At 67.8% G+C, this 19,983-nt stretch carries 12 protein-coding genes and 1 pseudogene; 7 read left to right on the top strand and 6 right to left on the bottom strand.

Annotation, left to right across the window (positions count from 1 at the left end; translation table 11 throughout):
- Both ACNFOC_RS14480 and ACNFOC_RS14475 read left to right on the top strand, forming a co-directional pair.
- On the top strand, nt 1-197 hold a 197-nt coding region (locus ACNFOC_RS14480; protein WP_416959519.1), incomplete at its 5' end, for an SIP domain-containing protein.
- A gap of 596 nt (nt 198-793) precedes the next feature.
- The gene (locus tag ACNFOC_RS14475) at nt 794-1,735 is read left to right on the top strand and encodes an IS5 family transposase (protein ID WP_416959518.1); all 942 of its coding nucleotides are present in this window, start codon (nt 794-796) and stop codon (nt 1,733-1,735) included.
- On the opposite strand, the gene ACNFOC_RS14470 is transcribed toward ACNFOC_RS14475, so the two are convergent.
- A complete protein-coding gene (locus ACNFOC_RS14470; RefSeq protein ID WP_416959517.1) occupies nt 1,707-2,174 on the bottom strand; it encodes a hypothetical protein in 468 nt (155 codons plus the stop codon). The genes ACNFOC_RS14475 and ACNFOC_RS14470 overlap by 29 nt on opposite strands.
- Before the next feature lie 357 nt (nt 2,175-2,531).
- On the opposite strand from ACNFOC_RS14470, the gene kilB reads away from it, so the two are divergent.
- The gene (gene kilB / locus ACNFOC_RS56070) at nt 2,532-2,948 is read left to right on the top strand and encodes a plasmid transfer protein KilB (RefSeq protein ID WP_521985183.1); all 417 of its coding nucleotides are present in this window, start codon (nt 2,532-2,534) and stop codon (nt 2,946-2,948) included.
- 91 nt (nt 2,949-3,039) lie between these two features.
- On the opposite strand, the gene ACNFOC_RS14465 is transcribed toward kilB, so the two are convergent.
- The 4 genes from ACNFOC_RS14465 to ACNFOC_RS14450 all read right to left on the bottom strand — a co-directional run bounded on the left by ACNFOC_RS14465 (nt 3,040) and on the right by ACNFOC_RS14450 (nt 11,115).
- On the bottom strand, nt 3,040-3,609 hold the full coding sequence (locus tag ACNFOC_RS14465) for a hypothetical protein (RefSeq protein WP_416959516.1): 570 nt from the start codon (nt 3,607-3,609) through the stop codon (nt 3,040-3,042).
- Nucleotides 3,609-6,122, bottom strand: a complete 2,514-nt coding sequence (locus ACNFOC_RS14460) for a DnaB-like helicase C-terminal domain-containing protein (protein ID WP_416959515.1) — start codon at nt 6,120-6,122, stop codon at nt 3,609-3,611. Before ACNFOC_RS14460 ends, ACNFOC_RS14465 begins: the two co-directional genes overlap by 1 nt.
- Nucleotides 6,123-6,504: 382 nt before the next feature.
- On the bottom strand, nt 6,505-7,599 hold the full coding sequence (locus ACNFOC_RS14455; protein WP_416959514.1) for a hypothetical protein: 1,095 nt from the start codon (nt 7,597-7,599) through the stop codon (nt 6,505-6,507).
- 735 nt (nt 7,600-8,334) lie between these two features.
- Nucleotides 8,335-11,115 (bottom strand): NACHT domain-containing protein, encoded by a 2,781-nt coding sequence (locus ACNFOC_RS14450; RefSeq protein WP_416959513.1) that lies wholly within the window; start codon nt 11,113-11,115, stop codon nt 8,335-8,337.
- 775 nt (nt 11,116-11,890) lie between these two features.
- On the opposite strand from ACNFOC_RS14450, the gene ACNFOC_RS14445 reads away from it, so the two are divergent.
- From ACNFOC_RS14445 to ACNFOC_RS14430, 4 genes and pseudogenes are all read left to right on the top strand, one after another.
- On the top strand, nt 11,891-13,264 hold the full coding sequence (locus ACNFOC_RS14445) for an FAD-binding oxidoreductase (RefSeq protein ID WP_416959512.1): 1,374 nt from the start codon (nt 11,891-11,893) through the stop codon (nt 13,262-13,264).
- A 24-nt stretch (nt 13,265-13,288) separates the two neighbouring features.
- Nucleotides 13,289-14,848 (top strand): annotated as a pseudogene (locus ACNFOC_RS14440) (acetolactate synthase large subunit).
- Nucleotides 14,849-15,164: 316 nt separating this feature from the next.
- The gene (locus ACNFOC_RS14435; RefSeq protein WP_416959511.1) at nt 15,165-15,671 is read left to right on the top strand and encodes a DUF6932 family protein; all 507 of its coding nucleotides are present in this window, start codon (nt 15,165-15,167) and stop codon (nt 15,669-15,671) included.
- Nucleotides 15,668-16,627: a hypothetical protein gene (locus ACNFOC_RS14430; RefSeq protein ID WP_416959510.1), complete on the top strand. Its 960-nt coding sequence runs from the start codon at nt 15,668-15,670 to the stop codon at nt 16,625-16,627. The genes ACNFOC_RS14435 and ACNFOC_RS14430 overlap by 4 nt, the downstream gene beginning before the upstream one ends.
- A gap of 642 nt (nt 16,628-17,269) precedes the next feature.
- Here the strand turns inward: ACNFOC_RS14430 and ppdK are convergent.
- Entirely contained in the window at nt 17,270-19,972 is a 2,703-nt protein-coding gene (gene ppdK / locus ACNFOC_RS14425) for a pyruvate, phosphate dikinase (RefSeq protein ID WP_416959509.1), read from the bottom strand.
- Between the last annotated feature and the right edge of the window lie 11 nt (nt 19,973-19,983).

The following is a 19,983-nucleotide window of genomic DNA, read 5'->3' as shown; positions in this document are numbered from 1 at the left end:
CCTCCACCAAACCCGGCGCCCTGGCGCTCGAAGCGGTGAAACAGGCCCAGCTTCCCGACGGTCGCTTCTACACCTGGACGGCGGGCGAGTCCTCACTGGCCACCGGCGTTCGCCGCCATCTCGTCGGCGACCGCCACATCCCCAAGTCCGACATCTGCTTCCGCGGCTACTTCAGCCACGGCAGAGCCAGCCTCTGACCCCATCGCGTCAGCTGGTCGAAACCAATCGCCCGGACGCTCCGTCAACAACGTTCGTGGTCAATACATCTAGCTACGCACCATCAAGGATGACCTGGCCGTGAGTGGGTCGTCCGCCCACCCGAACGTTCGACTTCGCGATGCCTACGATGGCTCGCACCAACGCGGGGCAGGTAGCGATCGGCGGCCCTCCGGATCGAGCAGGTCATCACGGACAGGAGTGACCTGGCCAGGCCATCGACCGGAAATTTTCCTGATCGCCTCAACTCCGTCGGCCGGACGCAGCGACTCCAGCAACCGCACCAGGGCAGACGGAACAGGACCACCCAGCACCCCTCCGGCTGAACTGCCCATTCTCCAGGGGGACTTACTCAATGGCCCGCTTGTACAACCTACTCGTTGGTCAACCCGTTAACGGAGCCTTCGGACTGCTCAGCCGAGATCCCGTGCCCTCAGACGTCATCCGCTTATCGATCACGGGGCTGGGCTGGTCGAACAGGATTCCTGATCGGGTGATCGCGTGAGGGCCGACGCATGGCAGCAGAGCCTCTTGGTAGTTCGGGGGTGCGATCCCAACCGAGTACCAGGAGGTCCTGTTGCTGCAGTCTTTCGCGTCCGCGCGCGTGGAGTCCAACTCGCTGCCACCGTCGTGTGACTGCTTCGCGCACAGGTTCGGCAACGCGGCGGACGGGCCGGACCGCACTCCGAGTTATGGCTCCGACATGACGGAGGCGGAATGGCGGGTGGTGCGGCCGTTGCTGCCGGTTCCGGCCTGGCTGGAGGGGCGGGGCGGGCGGCCGGAGGGCTATTGCCACCGTGTGATGCTCGACGCGGTGCGCTATGTCGTGGACAACGGCCCGAAGTGGGTCAACCTGCCCGCGGACTTCCCGCCGTACCGGCGTGTGCATGCCTTCGCCCGTCGCTGGCAGGTCGCGGGTCTGCTTGCTGAACTCCACGACCGGCTGCGCGACCGCGTCCGGGAGAAGGAGGGCCGCCTTCCGGATCCGACGGCCGCGATCGTGGACTCCCAGTCGGTGCGGGCGGCGGTGAACATCCCGCGCCAGACCTCCGGCTGGGACGGCGGCAAGAAGGTGGGAGGCCGCAAAAGGCACCTGGTGGTGGACTGCCTCGGCCTGGTCCTGGCCGTCGCGGTGACCGCGGCGAGCGTGCAGGACCGCGACGCCGCCGTGCCGCTGCTTCAGCGGCTGCGAGGGCAGTACTTCTCCATCCGCCTGGTGTGGGCGGACGGCGGCTATGCCGGCCGGCTCGTCGACTGGGCCCGCGAGAAGCCCCGGCTCACCCTTCAGATCGTCAGACGCACCGATGACACAGCGGGGTTCGTGGTGCTGCCGCGCAGGTGGGTGGTGGAAAGGACGCTCAGCTGGCTGATGCGCTCGCGTCGCCTGGTGCGCGACTACGAGACGCTGCCGGCCATGCACGAAGCCATGGTGCTGTGGTCGATGACCATGCTCATGAGCGGTCGCCTGGCCGGACGTCGCCCGGTCGGCTTCAGACGGTCGACACCGCGAGAGCGGTGAACACTCCCGGCCGCACCTGGAGTGCCCACCCTCGCTCCACCAGGCGTTTCGCCTTCGACCGCAGTCCCTCGACCTTCGCCGGGACGGCTTCCATCCCGAGAGCGACGGCCAGTTGCTGGCAGCGCATGCCCTCGCCCGCTTCAGACTCCAGCACCGACAGGATCCGCTGGTAGTCCGGCGCGAGGGCTGTCGCCGCCATGCCCGTCTCCCGCCGGGGCACTGTCGAACCCGCCACCGTGCTGCCCGTCGGCTCCGCGACCGTCGAAGGCGGCCCGGCCAGCACCTCGGTCACTGTCATCCGGGCATCCACCAACCGCTGGAGCTCGCGTTCCGCCTCTCCGAGCGCGGCCTGCACCCGCTCGGCCTCCTCCCGCAACCGCGTGATCTCTTCCCGGACCATCTTCTCCCTGGCCTCCAGCAGACCGAGTACCGACGCCACCAGCGACCTCCACGAGCCAGACGAGCGGACGAGCCACGCCCATCTCTCCCGCCACGAACGAGAGTTCATGCCCACCCACCCGAACTAAACGATCACGTTCGGAAAGCGGATGACGTCTCAGCCAGACCCATCCGCTGGCTAGGGCGGCGTTCTGCGGGCTCTGGCACAGATCTTGTTTGCGCCGTGAGGCGCTGTTGATTCGAGTGGAGATGAAAGACCTGCACCAACGCCCTGTCGCAGCAGGGTTGTTGAAGCTGAGCGCAGTCTGATCCGGGTGGTGCCAGGGAGGACGGAGAGCGGCCCTGACAAAGCCGGGACGTGCCAGTACTGCCAGATGGTGCGGGTCCGGCGAGCGTGATGGAGAGGAGTACGCGAGAAACCGGCGTCTTACGTCTCTTAAAGCGACACCGGCTCGAACCTGGTGGATCTGGGCCGGGCGTGGCGCGCATCGCAAGTCATGAGCGCCATGAGGAAGCCAACCTCGCCGGACCCCGCCGTGAGGAGCAGCGATTGCGAACCGCTGCTCTTGAGGCAACGTTCCGCGTCGAGTTGATCACCACCGACCCAAGGCTCGTAGAAGCAGGTCGCCAAGCCCTCAACGCCATCGACCGGATGAACAGGGCTGACACTCGGGACCAGCTGGACCAAGAACGGTCTACTTCCCGGACTCTGCTTTACGGCTTCGCTCAGCCTCGAAGCCACATGTTGTCGGTCCAGGGCACGGTGGGTGACTACGCCTCCCCTGGGCTTGCACCTGCGGCTGCCTCCCCATAGACGATGATCAGCTGTGCCGCGGGACGGGCTGGCGGTCATACGCGGGTTCCCGTGATGCTCTGGTGGTCAGTAGCCCGTCCCGCTGGTGGTGCTACCTGAGTTCAACGGAGTAGCTGCTGCCGTCGAAGGTCCATCCGTCGGTGCCTGCGCCGATGTCCTGCACGATGACGTCGTCGATGAAGTGGTCCTCGAACTCGGTGTCGGTGAGCTCGCCAGCCATCCAGAGTCCCTCGATCGCGTCCCAGTCGCCCCGGCTCCCGTCGATCCGCAGGGGCGCGGCGCGTGTTCCGCGCTCGCGGCGGTCGGTTCCGGTGGTGACGTAGCCGCTGATCTCCCACTGACCGTCTTTGACGTGGTCGGGGATCAGGTCGGCGGGGACGATCGCAACGTTCTCGTAGGCGGTGTGGATGAGGTCCCGGTAGCCGCGGCGGACGTTGTACTCGGGATCGGACAGCCAGTTGAGGAGTGTTTTGGCGGTGACGTCGAGGCCGGCCTCGTCCAGAGCCTGGTAGCCGCGGTGGGATGCGGTGAGCTGGGAGAGCTGGGCGTGCCAGTGCTTGGCACTGTAGGACGAGAGCCGGTGGCGGGGTGTGACCTGGGAGCGCAGGAGGTCGCCCAGGGCGGCGCTCAGGGATCCTCCGCGGCCGGTGGGCCCGGCCATCAGTCGCCACCCTCAGGGATCATCTCGCCCGCCTGGATGAACTTCGCCTTGACCTCGCCGAAACCCGTCCCGATCCGGTACGTGGCGGGCGGCGTGTTCTCGGGTGCCCAGAAGAGGGCCGCGTCGACGTTGCGCAACGCGATGAGCGTGTGCCCGGCCTGGACCGCCTTGAAGGCCGCCATCCAGTGCCGCACGGACGCCTCTGCAACCATGCTCATGCGCCAGTCCGGCCTCCAGAACGGGGACCGCTGTTCCTGCCGCTTGGGCCACAGCAGACGCAGCGCGATCGACAACCGCGTCTTGTACTCCTTGTACGGCTCACCGCCGGCCTCGACGAGCTCAGTACGCGCCTTCCGGGTGGCCTCGTAGAACGGCTTGAACAGGGACTCGTTGGCCTTGCCCGTCCACGAGTCGTGGATGGTCGGCATCGCGGCGAGGTGCTCTTCGCGGACAAGCCTCGCCAGCTGCTTGATGTGCGGGGTGGTCACCCAGACGCGGCCCTGCTCGTCGGGCCGGTCGATGATCCGCCCCAGCGGGTGCGGCATGTCGGCGCGCGGCCACTGCGGGATGTCGATGAGGTAGATACCGGCACCCGCCTTGTCGAACGCGGCAAGAGGCCCCGTGTGCAGCAGCTTGTTCGGGGCCAGGGGGACGGCTGAACAGGCGGACGGGTAGGAGCCGTTGCGGTCGATCAGGCACATCACCCCCGCGCCGAAGGAGTCGGGCACGTCGAGCTGGTCACGCCGGACCCGCTTCCCGTTCTCCCGGTTGAAGGGCACGCGCGTGCTGGTGACGTCGGGGTGGACCCAGTGGGGCTCGCCGTCCATGTGCTCACTGATCAGCGGCCACGGACCGCTCTCCCGTGCCTCGGTGCCGATGACCGGGATCGGGTGCATCTTCGAGCGGCCGACCGCGTCCTTGAGGATCTTCAACGCCGGGAAGATTGCTGTCTCGGGCTCGTCCTCCTCGTCTCCAGGCTGAAGTTCCACTTCCCGTTCTGTGTCGTCTTCGTCGTCCGCGACGTGGCCGCTGCCCGCAGCGGACTGCTCGGCGCTCCCGGCAAGCTCGGCGGAGTCGTAGGCATTCAGCGCGGCGGCGAGGCGGCGTCCCTCGTCAGTGTCCGGCAGTTGGGGCGGCGCCGCAGCGATCTCGGCGAGCGACGGCCCGAGTTTGTCAAGGACGTCCTGGGCACCGTTGGTGAGTGCGGTGCGCAGCGCGGCCAGTACATGGGTGACGGCAGCGGGCAGTCCCTGCCGGGCGCCGGACGTGTAGGCAAGCGCCGCCTCGGCCAACTCCCGCTCCACGGCACTGCCCAGAGGCCCCGCGGGTTGGTCGCCAGCCGCAGAGACGGCGGGGGCGCCGCCGGCGTCGAGGAAGCGGGCGTGCAAAAGGTCGGGGCTCAGGTACGCCGAGCCGATCGCGCCGAAGTCACGCTCGGCGACCGTCACCTGGACCTTGGCAGGATCGTCGGTGGGCGTGAGCATCAACGTGACGTCGGCGTCCAGGAGACCCAGGAGCGTGAGGTCGTCGCTGTCCACGATGGCAAGGACCGGCACGTGCAGGGTGCGCGCGAGGGAGGCCAGAACCTGGGAGGCATCCGGAAGACGGTCCCCAGACAGCGGCAGCCGGGCGCTGCGGGCGGCCTGGAGACGATCCACTACCACCAAGGCCAGACCCTCCATGTGCGGGGCGGTCTCCGCGATGTCCTCGGCGGTCAGATCGCTGCCGTCGTCGATCATCAGTAGGTCGCCCGCCTGGACCAACTGGTGAGCGACCTGCTGCTCGTGCTCGGTGAGGCGGCCCTGCTTCAGACGCGGGTAGTCGCCCCCGGTCTCTGCGGAGACGATCCGGCGGAAGATGTCGTCCCGGTTGGGTCCCGACGCCGCGTACAGGACCGTACGGCGGTCGACGAGCGCGCTCTGCCGCGCGGCAGCCAGTCCCAGCAGGCTTCCGCCGACGTTCGGGGCGGCCGCCACGAGTGTCAGTCGGCCCGGCTGCAGACCGCCCGTCGCGGCGTCCAGCCCGGCCAGCCCGAAGGTGGGACCTCCGGCAGGGCCGGAGGTGAGTACGGACATGGCGTCGCCGAGCGTGGTGAGCCGGCGCGGCGTAGTGCCGCGGTCCTGTGTGTGTGGGCTGTTCACCGCACCTCCTGCGGACGCCGCGCCCGGGTGCGCAGCAGTGTCGGACGAGACGGCACTTGAGTCGGTAACGGGGAGCAGTACCGCGACGGGTGTCGTGTTGCGCCGGAGCACCTGCGGCTCGCCCCGAGCCGCCCGCGTGATGAGGTCACCGAACTCCTTCTGCGCCGCACTCAGGACGTGAGACGGGAACGCGCCGGGCTGCCTGGCTGCCGGAAACCCGGCCAGGGGCACCAGCAGCGCACGATCATCCCGCTTGTTGATCAGAGTCGAGACCCCGTCCTCCTCGGCGCGCTTCACCAGAGCGAAGAGCTCCGTACGGGCCTCGGTCGCGGTCATCGCGGTCCCAGCCGGCGGCTTCTGACTCTGGCTCACTCACCCTCCTAGAACACTCAACTCCCCACCACGATAACAAAATTCACTCACTAACCTGATCAGGCTCACACTTTTTTCCTGAAGATTTCACTTACTTATCCGACTCCGGGATTGCAGCAGCGCGTTCTGCACGAGGCGCGGCAGGATGTCCTCGACCTCGCCGGCCATGACGTGCAGCGCCACTGGCCGACCTGCTCCAGCACGGCCCCTCCACACCCATGTGGCGCCCCCTCCACGACCCCAACCGGCGAGTCCGCTGGACAGTCCTGGCCCCGGCCGACGTAACGCGCTCACCAGTTGTGGCCACGGTGAACGCGGCGTGGTCGGTCCCGGCGTCAGTAACATGCTGTTGGAAACGTCGGCTCCGTCGGCGGCCGTCTTCCTAGATCTTGTCGTTGCTGAACAGAGCTTTGTCCAGCGCGCCTTGGACGTTGCTGCGGGCCAGATCGCTGGTAGCGGCTGGGAGCAGGGCGAGGGCTCCGGAGGCAAACAGAAGGATTCGTACGCTATCGCCAGGCACGGGTTCGACGCCGGGAAGAAGGGGGATGAGGAGCCCCGCCGCAACGAGTACGGCCGGGCCGGTGAGCCTGTTGGCGGCACGCCGAAGCTGCGAGGCAGCAGTCAGCTCGGGTCCGTGTCGCAGCAGTTCGTCCCAATCAGATCTGACTACGGCGAGCAGCCCTGCCCGCAGGGAGTCGCAGATGCGGTCGTAGCCAGACAGGGAGTGGACTTGGGCGAGGGAGCGACTGTGCAGACGGAGCTGTTCGGCCAACTTGCTGTGCTTGTGGCGGATTTCGGCGCGCAGTCCGCGCTCGCGGAAGCGGACCGCACGGAGAGGTACTCGGTTGTTCCCAACACGGCGGGCACCGGCATCAATGTGGTTGCGCAAGTAGGCGACCTCCGAAGGTCTGTCCCAGTCGTCGCGTGACCGGTACAGGTTGACCGTGCTCAAAAAGAGGGATCGGATCGCTTCGTCATCGCTACAGTTCCACGGGGCCGGGCGGACGGACTGTATCCAGCCGTCGCCAACCACCATCACGCGGACCAGCACCCCGCCGAACCCGAGAGCCAGGGCGATGAGGATGTTCCATCCAGTGGGCCATGAAGCGTAGACGTCGGCAATGGTTGCCGCGGCCCATGGACAGCCCACGAGGATGACAGCCAGCAGCGGGACCGTCGCGTAGGGAAGGCCCCAGGCGACCCGACTACCGTCACCGAGGGCGGAGCGCAGTATTCGCATGGAGGTGTTCAAGCGGATGAGCAGGGCGCCGAGGCCGATGAGCGGGACGCTGATCAGCGCCTGGGTGCGGACGGACGAACCCAGGCCCTCCCCTGGCACGTGGGATACGAGCCAGCTCCCCAACTCACTGCGGACGCCCCTGTTAACAAACCAGAGCAGACTGGCGCAGCCCATGAGGGCAAACAGCAGCGTGAGCGCGATGGCGGCGGCAGCGCGTCGTTCCCGGCTCCACAGCAACAGCTGTCCGTCCGAGCAGGCATGGTAGGCGGCCGAGGTAATCGCTCCGCGTTCCTGTGCGGTGAGCCCTGGTATCTCGTGGACCCGCAGGAGTACCTAACGGCGCCAGGCGTTCTCGTTACCGTTCCGCCTGACGACGGGTGATGAATCGGAACCAGATATCCACGCCTCGATATTGGAGGACGGGGTGGCCACGCTGCCAGCACGGCGCCTAGATGATCAATTCCAAGGGGTCAGTGGTCATAGGCGGTCAGCCTCCCACGGATGCTTCCCAGATGGGGCCTCACCATAGCCGCTACCCGCCCGTTCCTGGCACGGACGTGTTCCGCCGGAGTTTCCGTCAGAGTGCTGGTTGATCCAGCCCAGGTCGCCGATGTCGAGGCGGCCGACATGTTCGTGAAGTACAAGGAGACGGCTCGGGGCGGGCTTGCGGTGAACATCATCGAGTGCTGAGAAAGTAGGCCCTGACCAGCGCGTTCGTTTCTTTCAGCGCTGTCAGGGCCTTCCCTGCTTACTCGGCGGAAAATCCCCGAAAAGTCCCTGGGACAGGCTTGAAAGTCCCCGAAAAGTCCCCAGGTTGCCCCCGGTTCGGCGATGGATTTCAAGGGGTGTGGGCACGAACACGGGGAACAACGCCTCACCTACCAGGCACGACCCCACACAGGCGTCCTCCGGGAATCCCGGGCCGCCAGGGGTGGACCGCACCGGGTTCGCTGTAGGGCGCACTACGTCTCATCAGTCGTGGAACGTGATGGGCTGTTCCAGCCAGCCAAGGGCGTGGAGATCTCGGGCAAGCCATTCGTAGGCGAGGTTGGATGCTGGGCGGTGGTCGCCGAGCAGCAGGACACCGTCCTCCACCATGGGCAGGTGGTAGGCCGTACGTGATTCGGGTCGGGTACCGCTCGGCGCGTACCAAAGTGGCCATTGACCTGGGTAGGTCTCGGTTCTCAACTCAATGTCAGGCACTGCAATGGACGACTTGTTCGGGTTCGGGTGCCAGGAGAAGCTCAAGCTGGCGGGGTACCCGTCCTCGCTCTCTGGCGGCTGAGTGATGGTGCCGCGGATGTCCACGGGCAGGATGCTGTACAGGCCGAGGGCGGATCCGAAGGCGGAAAAATTCGTCTGGACCAGGTCGAGGTATCCGGCGACGGCATCAACGAGTACTCGGGTGGTCAGATCTTCGGCGAGTTTCGGTGAATATCCCTGCGAACGCCACTGATGTCGCAGCATTGGCTGATCAGGGAAAGGCCAGGGGCATTTGAGGACCGCGCCTTCGAAGCGTGCAAACTGAGCGTCCAGCCAAATCACGTCGGCCGAGTTGACCATGTGGCGGCCCTTTTGCCATCTGGAGGATACGGAGTTGCGGACTTTTTCCATCATGGGCGCAACGCTCTTTCGGACCTCGTCGATTGGGATCGACTGACGGCCGAGTACGAACCCACTGGTGCTCGTGACGAAGCAGCTCAGGAACCACATGCGTTCGCTCGTGAGGGGGCTGTCGGCGCTGGTGGCAAGTACCCGCCGCCGCACGGCCTGTTCGAGACCCTTTCCGATCCGGGCGCGCGCCCATCGCCATCGCCCGAACTCCCCGGACGGATATGAAAACGCAGTGGAGCGCCAGCCGGATGCTCGCAAGTCGCGCACCTGGTCGAAGTCCGGCAGTGCGACGAGGGGAGGTGCTGTCCGTTCCCGATGTTCTGCCAGGGTCATCCAGTCGCCCGTCAAGTCCACTCCCCACTGCATCAGTTCACCGTCGCGGTGGTTCGCCAGTGCTGTGGCCGATGGACCGAATCCGTTGAGCAGCGCCGTGTAGGCCTCTCGCAGTTGAGAGCCGGCCGCAATGGAAGCGCCCGCTCGCCCTCCGGAGCACGGCGATACGGTTCTGTCACTGGTGAGATCGACATTGTTGCCTATGCGCGTCCCGGTGCGCATATCGCGGGATTCGATCTCGTTGATCGCCCAGGACAGTGCTGCGGGGTTGGCTTGCGCCAGGCGGCACAGAAGCGTCTCGCGCCCGGATTCTCGGGAACTGGTTGCGATCGCGCTTGCGATGGCGTAGCGCCATGCAGGGAACGAGTATCGGTCGGCGGCCTGTTCGATTCCGAACGCTTCGGTGGCTATCGCTTGGGCACCGAAGTGCTGCTCGAAGACGGGCAGGGCGAAACTGAGCCGCCCGTCGCGCTCCACAACCAGGCCGGTATCCGTCAGCTGCCATACATTTGCTTGGTTCCCCAGAGCCGCCGCCCGTACCGGACCACGCGCCTGAAGGATCAAGATTGCCAACCGCGCCAGCGCATCCCACACCGTGGGGCTGGCCGCAGCCGGCCGACGGTTGGCGATGATCGTTTGCGGAAGGTCTTGTAGCAGTTGAAGCCGCGACACGTCGGCGGTGCGGCCCGCAGCCAGCCTTGCGGCCAGCGCCAGCGCCGTTAGCGGTCGCTGAACCAGCTCGATCGTCTCTGGGGTCCAGATCTGCCGCGGCGGTTCGCTGCCCAGCGCCACTTGTACCAGCTCGACCCCGCGCCGTGTCGGCCACGGTTCGATCTCGATGACCTCCGCGGACGCCAGATCCAGACCGGGCTGCGCGGTCGCCACCACCGCCACGTGCGGCCAGACCTCGACCAACTGGCGGGCGTCCGCCACCAGTCGGCGAGCGAGTGGCGGATCAACATGATCCAGATCGTTGACCACCACTCGGCACCGGGACTGCGGGTCTTTGCCCAGCCGGGCGCGCACCGCATCCTCAAGTCCTCTTGCGGCCTCGTAAGCTTCCAGCCACACCGGAATGTCCACCGCGTCGTCGTCGTAGGCCTGCTGCAGCCCTGCTTCGAACCAGCACCACGCCTCCTCGGTCTTGCCGGCCCCCATCGGGGCAACCAGCACCCGGAACTGGCCCGCGCGCGCCGAGACCAGTAGCCCCGGTTCGGTACCCATCCAGCGCAGTAGTTCCTCGATACGGCCGGGGGCCACGGCGTTGAGGCGCGTGGAACGGGCGGCGCGGACACGACGTACGGCAAGCTCAAGCGCGTCCGCTCTCGGACGCTGCTGTGGTGAGAAGGGCATCGCGCTCTTGATCGCAGCGACAGCATCGTGAACTACTGAGACGAGGCTCGCGATGTCTTCAACCTGTTCATCGGAGAGATCCCAGCCCTTCTGGAACCGCGCGAACTCGGCCGACTGCGCCTGCTTCCACTCGTGCAGCAGCGACGAGGGATAGTGGTCTGGGGTGACATCGATCTCCCGTGCGTGCGCCTCGCACATGGGCAGAAGGTTGTCGAAGTGGCGATTCTCCTCAGTCGTCATGCCCGGCTTCCACCGAGGCCCACCCTCGCTGCGGGCATGGATGTGGGCGACATTGCTGTTCAGAATCGTCTCACCGGTGTCCGAGTTCACCCGGTACAGCGGCTCCCGGCATTCAGGCTTCGCGCATCGGAACGCGGTCCCGTACAACTGCTTGAACGTCGCGGGCGTCGGCGGCGGGTGTTCTGCGAGATTCGACGGCTTCTTCTTTGCCACTGCCCCATAGTCGCAGGTGCCACCGACAGCGCAGTGGAGAGACCAACTGCCAGTTGGCCACTCGGGTGAAAGGCCGACGGTGACGGTGGAACTCACCGTCAGAGGTCGCCCGCCACGGCCTCGACTGCCGCGGGCATCCCCGGCAGACGGCCATCAAATACCGACGGCGGCCGGACAACCGTCGCCTTCACCGGCGTTGGCCTCGACTGCTTCGCCCTCGCGGTCCTGGCCATCGGCCGGAGTGGACACTTCCGCCCTCAGCGCCTCCCTGAGCAACAAGTCGGCAGTTCAGAAAGCCAAGCGACTCCTGCTCACCAGAAGGCACATCACCGCATCCAGGTCTGCTGGAGAGTCACATCTGCGCGGTTTTGATTGTCGAGACTGCACAGCCCTCGCGCTGGCCGCCTCACCCGAATACAAAGCTGACAGGGATGCCTCCGCATGCTCGCCGCATACTTGGCCACTCGGCCGTGTTTTGAAAATCGGCTCCGTTCCTCGTCGCGGCTCCTGACGATCTCGGTGTGGGGCGAGGGGATCTTTCTGACGAGCAGTGGGCGGTGTTGGAGCCGTTCGCCGGCGACCGCCTTCGACGTGCTGAAGTCCGTGCTGGCGTAAGGAGACCGGGGTCCCGGGGAGAAAGGGCCAACTGGCCCCACAGCAAGGCCAGTTGGCCGGGTCACCGGCCATCACCACGGCCGCACCATGGCGTGCGCGTCTCCGGCCCGCAGGCGCGGGGCGTCCGGGGCGGGAGAGGTTCGACGAAGGGAGCCGGATCATGACCGGCACCGGAACGCTTCTGGCGAAGGTGGTGGGGTCGGAGCACGTTCTCACGGAGGACCGTGTGCCGGAGGAGTACGGACACGACGAGTCACTGGCCGCCGTGGCACGGCGGCCGAGGTTCGTGGTGCGGCCCGCGTCGGCCGCCGAGGTGTCGGGGGTCGTCGCGGTCGCCGCCGCACAGCAGATCCCCGTGACGGCGCGGGGTTCCGGCACCGGGCTGTCCGGAGCCTGCGTACCTGGTGCGGACGGCGTCGTCGTGTCGTTCGAGCGGATGAACCGGGTGCTGGAGATCGACACCGACAACCACGTCGCCGTCGTCCAACCCGGTGTCACCCTGGCCGAACTCGACCGCAGGACCGCCGAGTTCGGGCTGTGCTATCCGGTACGCCCGGGTGAGCAGAGCGCGTCGGTCGGCGGCACGATCGGCACCAACGCCGGCGGCATGCACGCCGTGCGGCACGGCGTCACCCGGCACCATGTCCTCGGCGTGGAGGCCGTGTTGGCCTCCGGGGCGGTCGTGCGCACCGGCGGGAAGTATGTGAAGACCAGCACCGGCTACGACTTGACTCAGTTGATCGTCGGCTCCGAGGGCACCCTGGCCATCGTCACCGAGGCGGTCCTGCGGCTGAAGCCCCGCGCCGGGCACGGCGCGACGGTGCTGGCGCCCTTCGCCACGGCCGAGGAGATCGCGCGAGCGGTACCGCGCCTACTGGCCGGAGGCCTGGACCCGCTGGCCCTGGAGTACGTCGACATGCTCACGATGGCCGCGATGACCGCCCAGCAGGATCTCGGGCTCGGCATCCCCGAGCAGCTCCGCGCCACCGCGCTCGGCTATCTGGTCGCAGTCCTCGAAGCGCGGTCGGCCGACCGCCTCGAAGCCGATGTGGAAACTCTGGGCGGGCAGTTGCTCGACCTGGGCGCTGCCGACGTCTATGTACTACCGGCAGCGGCGGCACGCCAGTTGATCGAGGCACGGGAACGAGCCTTCTGGGCCGCCAAGTCGGCCGGCGCCGACGAGGTCGTGGACATCGTCGTGCCCCGCGCGTCCCTCCCCCAGCTGCTCGCCGAGGCGGACGTGATCGCCCGGAGCAGTGGATCGATCATCACCGGCTGCGGACACGCGGGAGACGGCAACGTGCACCTCGCGGTCTTCCAGCCGGACGAGAAGCTGCGGGACGAAGTCCTACGGCGGCTGTTCCGCGCGGGAGTCGACCTCGGCGGGGCCGTCTCCGGCGAGCACGGCATCGGTACGACGAAGAAGCGCTACTTCCTGGAGCTGGAAGACCCCGCCAAGGTCGAGCTGATGCGCGGGATCAAGCGAGCCTTCGACCCCGACGGGATCCTCAACCCCGGCGTCCTCTTCGACTGAACCGGAACGAGCACCACTGCCGGAATGAACACGACTGAGCGCGTGAAAGGCGGAATCACCGTGAACGGCGCCCATGCCGTCGCCCGGACCCTCGTCGACTCCGGAGTGGAGGTGTGCTTCGCCAACCCCGGCACCTCCGAACTGCACTTCGTTGCCGCCCTGGACGACGAACCCACCCTGCGCGCCGTGCCCTGCCTGTTCGAGGGCGTGGCCACCGGCGCGGCCGACGGCTACGGCCGGATGACCGGCCGCCCCGCCGCCACCCTGCTGCATCTCGGCCCCGGACTCGGCAACGGCCTGGCCAACCTCCACAACGCCCGCCGCGCAGGCACCCCGGTGGTGAACCTGGTCGGCGACCACGCGACCTTCCACAAGAAGTACGACGCGCCACTGGAGTCGGACGTCGACGCGCTGGCCCGTACCGTCTCCGGCTGGGTCCGCCGCTGCGACGCCCCCGCCAGGGTGGGTACCGACGTGGCGGAGGCGGTGGCCACCGTGCTGCTGCCCGCCGACGTGTCCTGGTCGGAAGGTGCCCGGCCCGCGCCGCCGGTCGCCGCCCGGCCGCCGACTGCCGTACCCGAGCGGACCGTTGCCTCGGTGGCCGCCGCCCTGCGCACCGGCGAACCCGCGGCTCTGCTCCTCGGCGGCGCCGCCACCCGCGAACCGGCCCTGAGCACGGCGGGCCGGATCGCCGCCACCACCGGTGCCCGGCTGCTGTGCGAGACCTTCCCGGCCCGCCTGGAACGCGGCGCCGGCCTGCCCGCCGTGGAGCGGCTCGGCTACCTCGCCGAAGGGGCGATGGCCCAACTCGACGGCGTACGGCACCTGGTGCTGGTGGGCGCCCGCGCGCCCGTGTCGTTCTTCGCCCACCCGACCCTGCCCAGTGAGCTGACCCCCGACAGCTGCCGGATCCACACGCTGGCCACGACGGCCGACGGCATCCCGGCGGCGCTGGACGACCTGGCGGACAGACTGGCCGCGGTCGCACCGGCGGTGCTCCGGGCCGCCGTACGGCCGCCGCTGCCCACCGGCGAACTGACCGCCGAGACCGCGGCGGCCGTCGTCAGGGCGCTCCTGCCGGAGTGGGCAATCGTGGTGGACGAGGCCAACACCTCCGGCCTCTGGCTCCCCGGGGCCACGGCGGGCGCGCCACGCCACGACTGGCTCACGCTCACCGGTGGGGCCATCGGCCAGGGCCTGCCGCTCGCCGCCGGCGCGGCGAGGGCCTGCCCGGACCGGCCGGTGCTGTGCCTGGAGGCCGACGGCAGTGCCATGTACATCATCTCGGCGCTGTGAACCCACGCCCGCGAAGGGCTCGACACCACCACGGTGATCTTCGCCAACGGCTCGTACGCGATCCTCGACATGGAGTCACAGCGCCTCGGCACTACCGCGGACGGTCCAGCTCACCGCGACCTGCTCGATCTGCCCCGGCCCGGCCTCGACTTCGTCGCCCTCGCGCGGGGCATGGGTGTACCAGCGTCGCGCGCCGACACCTCCGGGGGCTTCTCGGCCCAACTACGTAAAGCGTTCGCCGAGCCGGGACCGCATCTCATCGAGGCGGCTGTGCCAGCTCTGTTCTGAGCTTGCGGCGAGGTCGTTCGTGAGGCCGCTGAACTCCGCTCTGGCCAGCACCATCGAGATAAGCCTCGCGCACGGGGCACGGCCAGACACCCCGTTCCTCCGGCACCCACCGGAACCGCCTGACCAAATGTCAAGCGCGCACGCTCTCGCAACGTAACCGCGTCCTGTGCGTCCTTCGCCCAGGATGCTCAAGCAACGACGGTGCACCTTTGTCCCACGGGAGACAGCCGTTCCTATTTCTGTGCGCTGGTGTCACAGCTATGGTGACCCGTCAGAGCTGCGGGATGGTCGGCTTGCGCCGGCATGAGGGGGGACCGTGATTCCAGCGCTCACTGACAGTGGTCTGCTACCGCCTGGCCGTCACATCTCGTCGATGGCCGAGATCGAAGAGATCTTCGTTGAGGCGGCTCCGCATTCCACTCACCGGAGGCGCATTTTCCGCGCCTTCCAGCTGTATGCCGACATGATCGGCGACATTCTTGAGCACGGCACCTTTTGGGTGGATGGTGGATTTTGCACCTATAAGGAAGCTCCGCCGGACGATCTGGACCTGGCCGTTCTCATCGACCCGTCGCTACCACTGACGGACAAGGATCACGAGAAGCTCATTCCGTTGTTCACGCTCCAGGGCGTGGAGGCGGAGCTGCCTCAGCTACGGGCCAACCGCGTCCAGCCCATGGGCGGGCTGATCGACAGCTTCGTCGTCATCGCGGGCGTCGTCGAGCAGGAGGAGTATTGGGATGGGATCTGGTCGAAGGTGAAGGGGCCTGACGGAGAACCCGCTCCTGGGGCGATCAAGGGATATCTGGAGGTGAGCTGGTGAGTAACGAGCTTCGCGACGCCTACGTCCGCGCCCTCCAGACAACCGAGGGCAGCGATCCACTCTCCCAGCTTGCCCGGGCCAGCCTCCAAGCATCGGCCATGAAGTTCAGCGGGCTCGGACTCCAGGAAGCCGCTACAGGCCCTGGCCTCAACTTCCGCCTGTCCGACACCACCCATGGTGGATTGATCTCGGCCAACGAAGTCGGCGACTTCCTTCAACGTGTGCAACGCGCTGTCGCTCGACTCGCCAAAGCGCGGCGCAGTCGCGTTGCGGATGTCATGAAGCTGCAGCTTCTGGACTTTGAGGTCGCCCGACTGGATGTGGCCGCCTCCGTGCCGGGATCGGTCATCGTTGACCTGCGACCTCACGCCCAGCCAGACGGCGAGGAACGAGGAGAGCTTCCGCCGGCCGGGGTGTCGTGGGCGGAAATCGGCGCTGTAGAGCTTGTACGGGCTCTTCCTGAGGGCCCCAATGACGAAGAGTCCATGGACTCACTGTTCAGCGCGTCACCCGTGGTGCGACGAGCCGTGGCTGACTTGATCTTCGGCCTGCCCAACCAGAATCTGGATATCAGCCTGGCCGTGAAGCGCGGGACAGGAGAGCGCATCGTCTCCAGCCTCTCTGCCGGGCAGTCCGAGTCTCTCCGCGAGCGGCTCAATATCATCCGCGAGGAACGAGAGATCGTCCGGATGCAGGGACGCCTCGATGGCCTCCGTACGCGTCGGCAGATCTTCTATTTCGAAACCCGAGCCGGCGTGGAGATCCATGGATTCGTGGACGAATCACTGGTCAACACCGTCAAAGCAAATCTTGACGAAGAGGTCGAGGTAGCACTGGAAAGCTTCGTCCTGCGCTCAGCCGCGGGCAGGCGAAGTCAACGCCGCTATCGGCTCATCGAAGTGGCCGGCCAGCAATCCCAGCTCCCACCCGCGAGCGAGTTGGATGACGAGGCCTAGGATCCGGGCGGCAACGGTCGGACGGTAACCGATCAACAGCCCTCACCGGACAGGGAATTCCGCGCGATGCCGGCGAGGGACGCCAAGATCGAAGACTGGACGTCCTGGCTGGTATCGGCTGAATCACGCGCTACCGCCATTACCCTTGCTGGCATACGCTCGCCGTGCAGGGCTTTCGCCTTTCTCGTTGGCCCGCATCTTTCGGCCCCTTGCCCCCGGGTCGCAGTGACTATCTGACCACTGTGAGCGGCTGGAGCCGTATCGCCGACTACGTAGCTCCAGCCCCTCGTCCTTCCCAGCCTTTTCGAGTCCAGGGTGCACTCCCGCGTCGCGCCTCTGGTGGCTGGTGAGGACGGTCAAGTGCGAGGTGGCGCCGGAAGGGGAGTCCAGCGCCGCCTCGCCACTCTCGGGCGGCGCCCGTGCTCGCCCCGTCAATCGGCCGCCAGGTTGAGTTGACGGACCGAGGTCCTCTCAGTGGGGAAGGGCCATGAGGCGAACCTCGACCTGATCTTCCAGAACGAGAAGCCAGCGCTCAGGACGTCCTCAAGGTGAGGCAGGCACAGGCCCCGTGGCCATGGAGCGACACTCCTTGATCACGGAGGAGACCTGTGCCCGCACTGCCGTCGCGTCCGACCGGGTCAGTCACCTGCTGTCGCTGCCCCCGGTCGTGTCCATGAGTGCCGCCCGTCCGGCCTCCAGGCGTGCCGCCGGTATGCGGAACGGCGAGCAGGAGACGTAGTCGAGCCCCACCCGGTGGAAGAAGTGGATGGACTCGGGGTCGCCGCCGTGTTCGCCGCAGACCCCGGTCTCCAGGCGGGAGTTGACCGCCCGGCCCGCCTCGACGGCCAGTTCCACCAGCCGGCCCACGCCCTCCTGGTCGATCGTCTCGAACGGCGACACGGTGAAGACGCCCTTCTCCAGGTACAGCGGGAAGAAGGAGGCCTCGGCGTCGTCGCGGGACAGGCCCCAGGTGGTCTGGGTCAGGTCGTTGGTGCCGAACGAGAAGAAGTCGGCGTACTCCGCGATACGTCCCGCGGTGAGCGCGGCGCGCGGCAGCTCGATCATCGTGCCGATCGGGCAGTCGAGGGTCGTGCCGGTCTCCTCCTGGACCTCGGCGAGGACGGCTTCCGCCTCGGTGCGCGCCAGGCGCAGTTCCTCGACCGTGTCGACGAGCGGGATCATGATCTCGGCGCGCGGCCGGCCGCCGGCGCGCAGCCGCGCGACCACGGCCTCGGCGATCGCCCGCACCTGCATGGCCATCAGACCGGGTACGGCCAGGCCGAGCCGGACGCCGCGCAGTCCGAGCATGGGGTTCTGCTCGTGCATGCGCTCGACGGCCGCGAGGAGTTCGCGGTCGTGCGGGTCGGGGTGCTCGGTGCGGGCCAGGCGTACGGCCAACTCCGTGCGGTCCGGCAGGAATTCGTGCAGCGGCGGGTCGATGAGCCGGATGGTCACCGGCAGTCCGTCCATCGCCGTGAGGATTCCGGTGAAGTCCTCGCGTTGCAGGGGCAGTAGAGCGGCCAGGGCCTCCCGGCGGGCGCTGTCGTCGCGGGCCAGGATCATCGCCTCGACCAGCGCCCTGCGTTCACCGAGGAACATGTGCTCGGTACGGCACAGGCCGATGCCCTGCGCCCCCAGACTGCGGGCGCGTACGGCGTCCTCGGGGGTGTCCGCGTTGGCCCGGACTTCGAGGCGTCGTACGGAATCGGCGTGGGTGAGGGCGCCCAGGACCGCCTCCGTGAGCGGGCCGTTCGCGGCGCCGGTCTCCAGGGCGCGGCCGACGTCGGACGCGGTCAGCGGGAGTGCGCCGAGGTGGACGGTGCCGGCGGTGCCGTCGACGGAGACGGTGTCGCCCTCGTGCACCAACACCCCTGCTTCCGTGGTGAATTGACGGGCTGTCGGGTCGACGGTGAGGGCTTCGGCGCCGCAGACGCAGACCTTGCCCATGCCGCGTGCGACGACGGCCGCGTGGCTGGTCTTGCCGCCCCGGCTGGTCAGGACGGCCTGTGCGGCGATCATGCCGGGGAGGTCGTCGGGGGTGGTCTCCCGGCGGACGAGGACCGTGTCCTCGCCGGCCGCGGCACGGCGTACCGCCTCGGCGGAGTCGAAGACCACGACGCCGACCGCCGCGCCCGGTGAGGCGGGCACGCCCTGGGCGAGGGGTATGTCGGCCGGGGTGGTGTCGAAACGGGGGAACATCAGGCGGGTCAGTTCGGCGCCGTCGACGCGGACCAGGGCCTCGTCCGGCGTGATCGTGCCCTCCTCGCGCAGGTCGTGGGCGATGCGGAAGGCGGCCTCGGCGGTGCGCTTGCCGACGCGGGTCTGGAGGATCCACAGCTTGCCGCGCTCGACGGTGAACTCGACGTCGCACAGGTCGCGGTAGTGCCGCTCCAACGTCCGCAGGTGATCGGCGAGTTGGACGTAGACGCGCGGGTTGAGCCGCTTCAGCTCGCTGAGCGGCAGTGCGTCGCGGACGCCCGCGACGACGTCCTCGCCCTGGGCGTCGGGCAGGTAGTCGCCGTACATGCCGCGTTCGCCGGTGGCGGGGTCGCGGGTGAAGGTGACGCCGGTGCCGCTGCTCTCGAATGTCACAGGGGAGCTGAGGTTGCCGAAGACCATCGCCTGGACGTTGACGGCCGTGCCGAGGTCCTCGGAGATGTGTTCGCGGCGGCGGTAGATGTGGGCACGTTCGCCGTTCCAGGAGTCGAAGACCGCGCGGATGGCGCGGGCCAGTTGCTCGGCCGGGTCCTGCGGGAAGTCCTCGCCGGTCTCCTTGCGGATGATGGCCTTGAACTCCTCGGTGATCAGGACGAGTTCGGCGGTGTCGAGGTCGTGGTCACCGGTCACCTCACGCCGTGCCTTGTGCGCGGCGATGGCCTCCTCGAACAGGTCGCCGTCCACGCCCATCACGGTGTGGCCGAACATCTGGATGAGGCGCCGGTAGGAGTCCCACGCGAACCGCTCCTGCCCGGACGCCTCGGCGAGCCCGGTGACGGAACGGTCGTTGAGGCCGATGTCGAGGATGGTGTCCATCATCCCGGGCATGGAGAAGCGGGCGCCCGAGCGCACGGACACCAGCAGCGGATCGTCGGGCGCGCCGAGGGTGCGGCCCATGGCCCGCTCCAGCGCGGCCAGTGCGCGGGCCGCCTCGACGGCCAGCTCAGGCGGTTCCTCGCCCGTCTTCAGGTAGGCCTTGCAGGCCTCGGTGGTGACGGTGAATCCGGGCGGCACGGGCAGCCCGAGCCGGGTCATCTCGGCCAGGCCCGCCCCCTTGCCGCCCAGCAGGGCCGCCATCTCGCGGCTGCCTTCGGCGAACTCGTACACGTACTTGGTCGGTGCGGTCATCAGGACTCGGG

The sequence above is a fragment of the Streptomyces colwelliae genome (assembly GCF_048158785.1).
In the GTDB taxonomy this organism is placed as follows: Bacteria; Actinomycetota; Actinomycetes; order Streptomycetales; family Streptomycetaceae; genus Streptomyces.
This window is presented reverse-complemented; position numbering and strand designations above follow the sequence as displayed.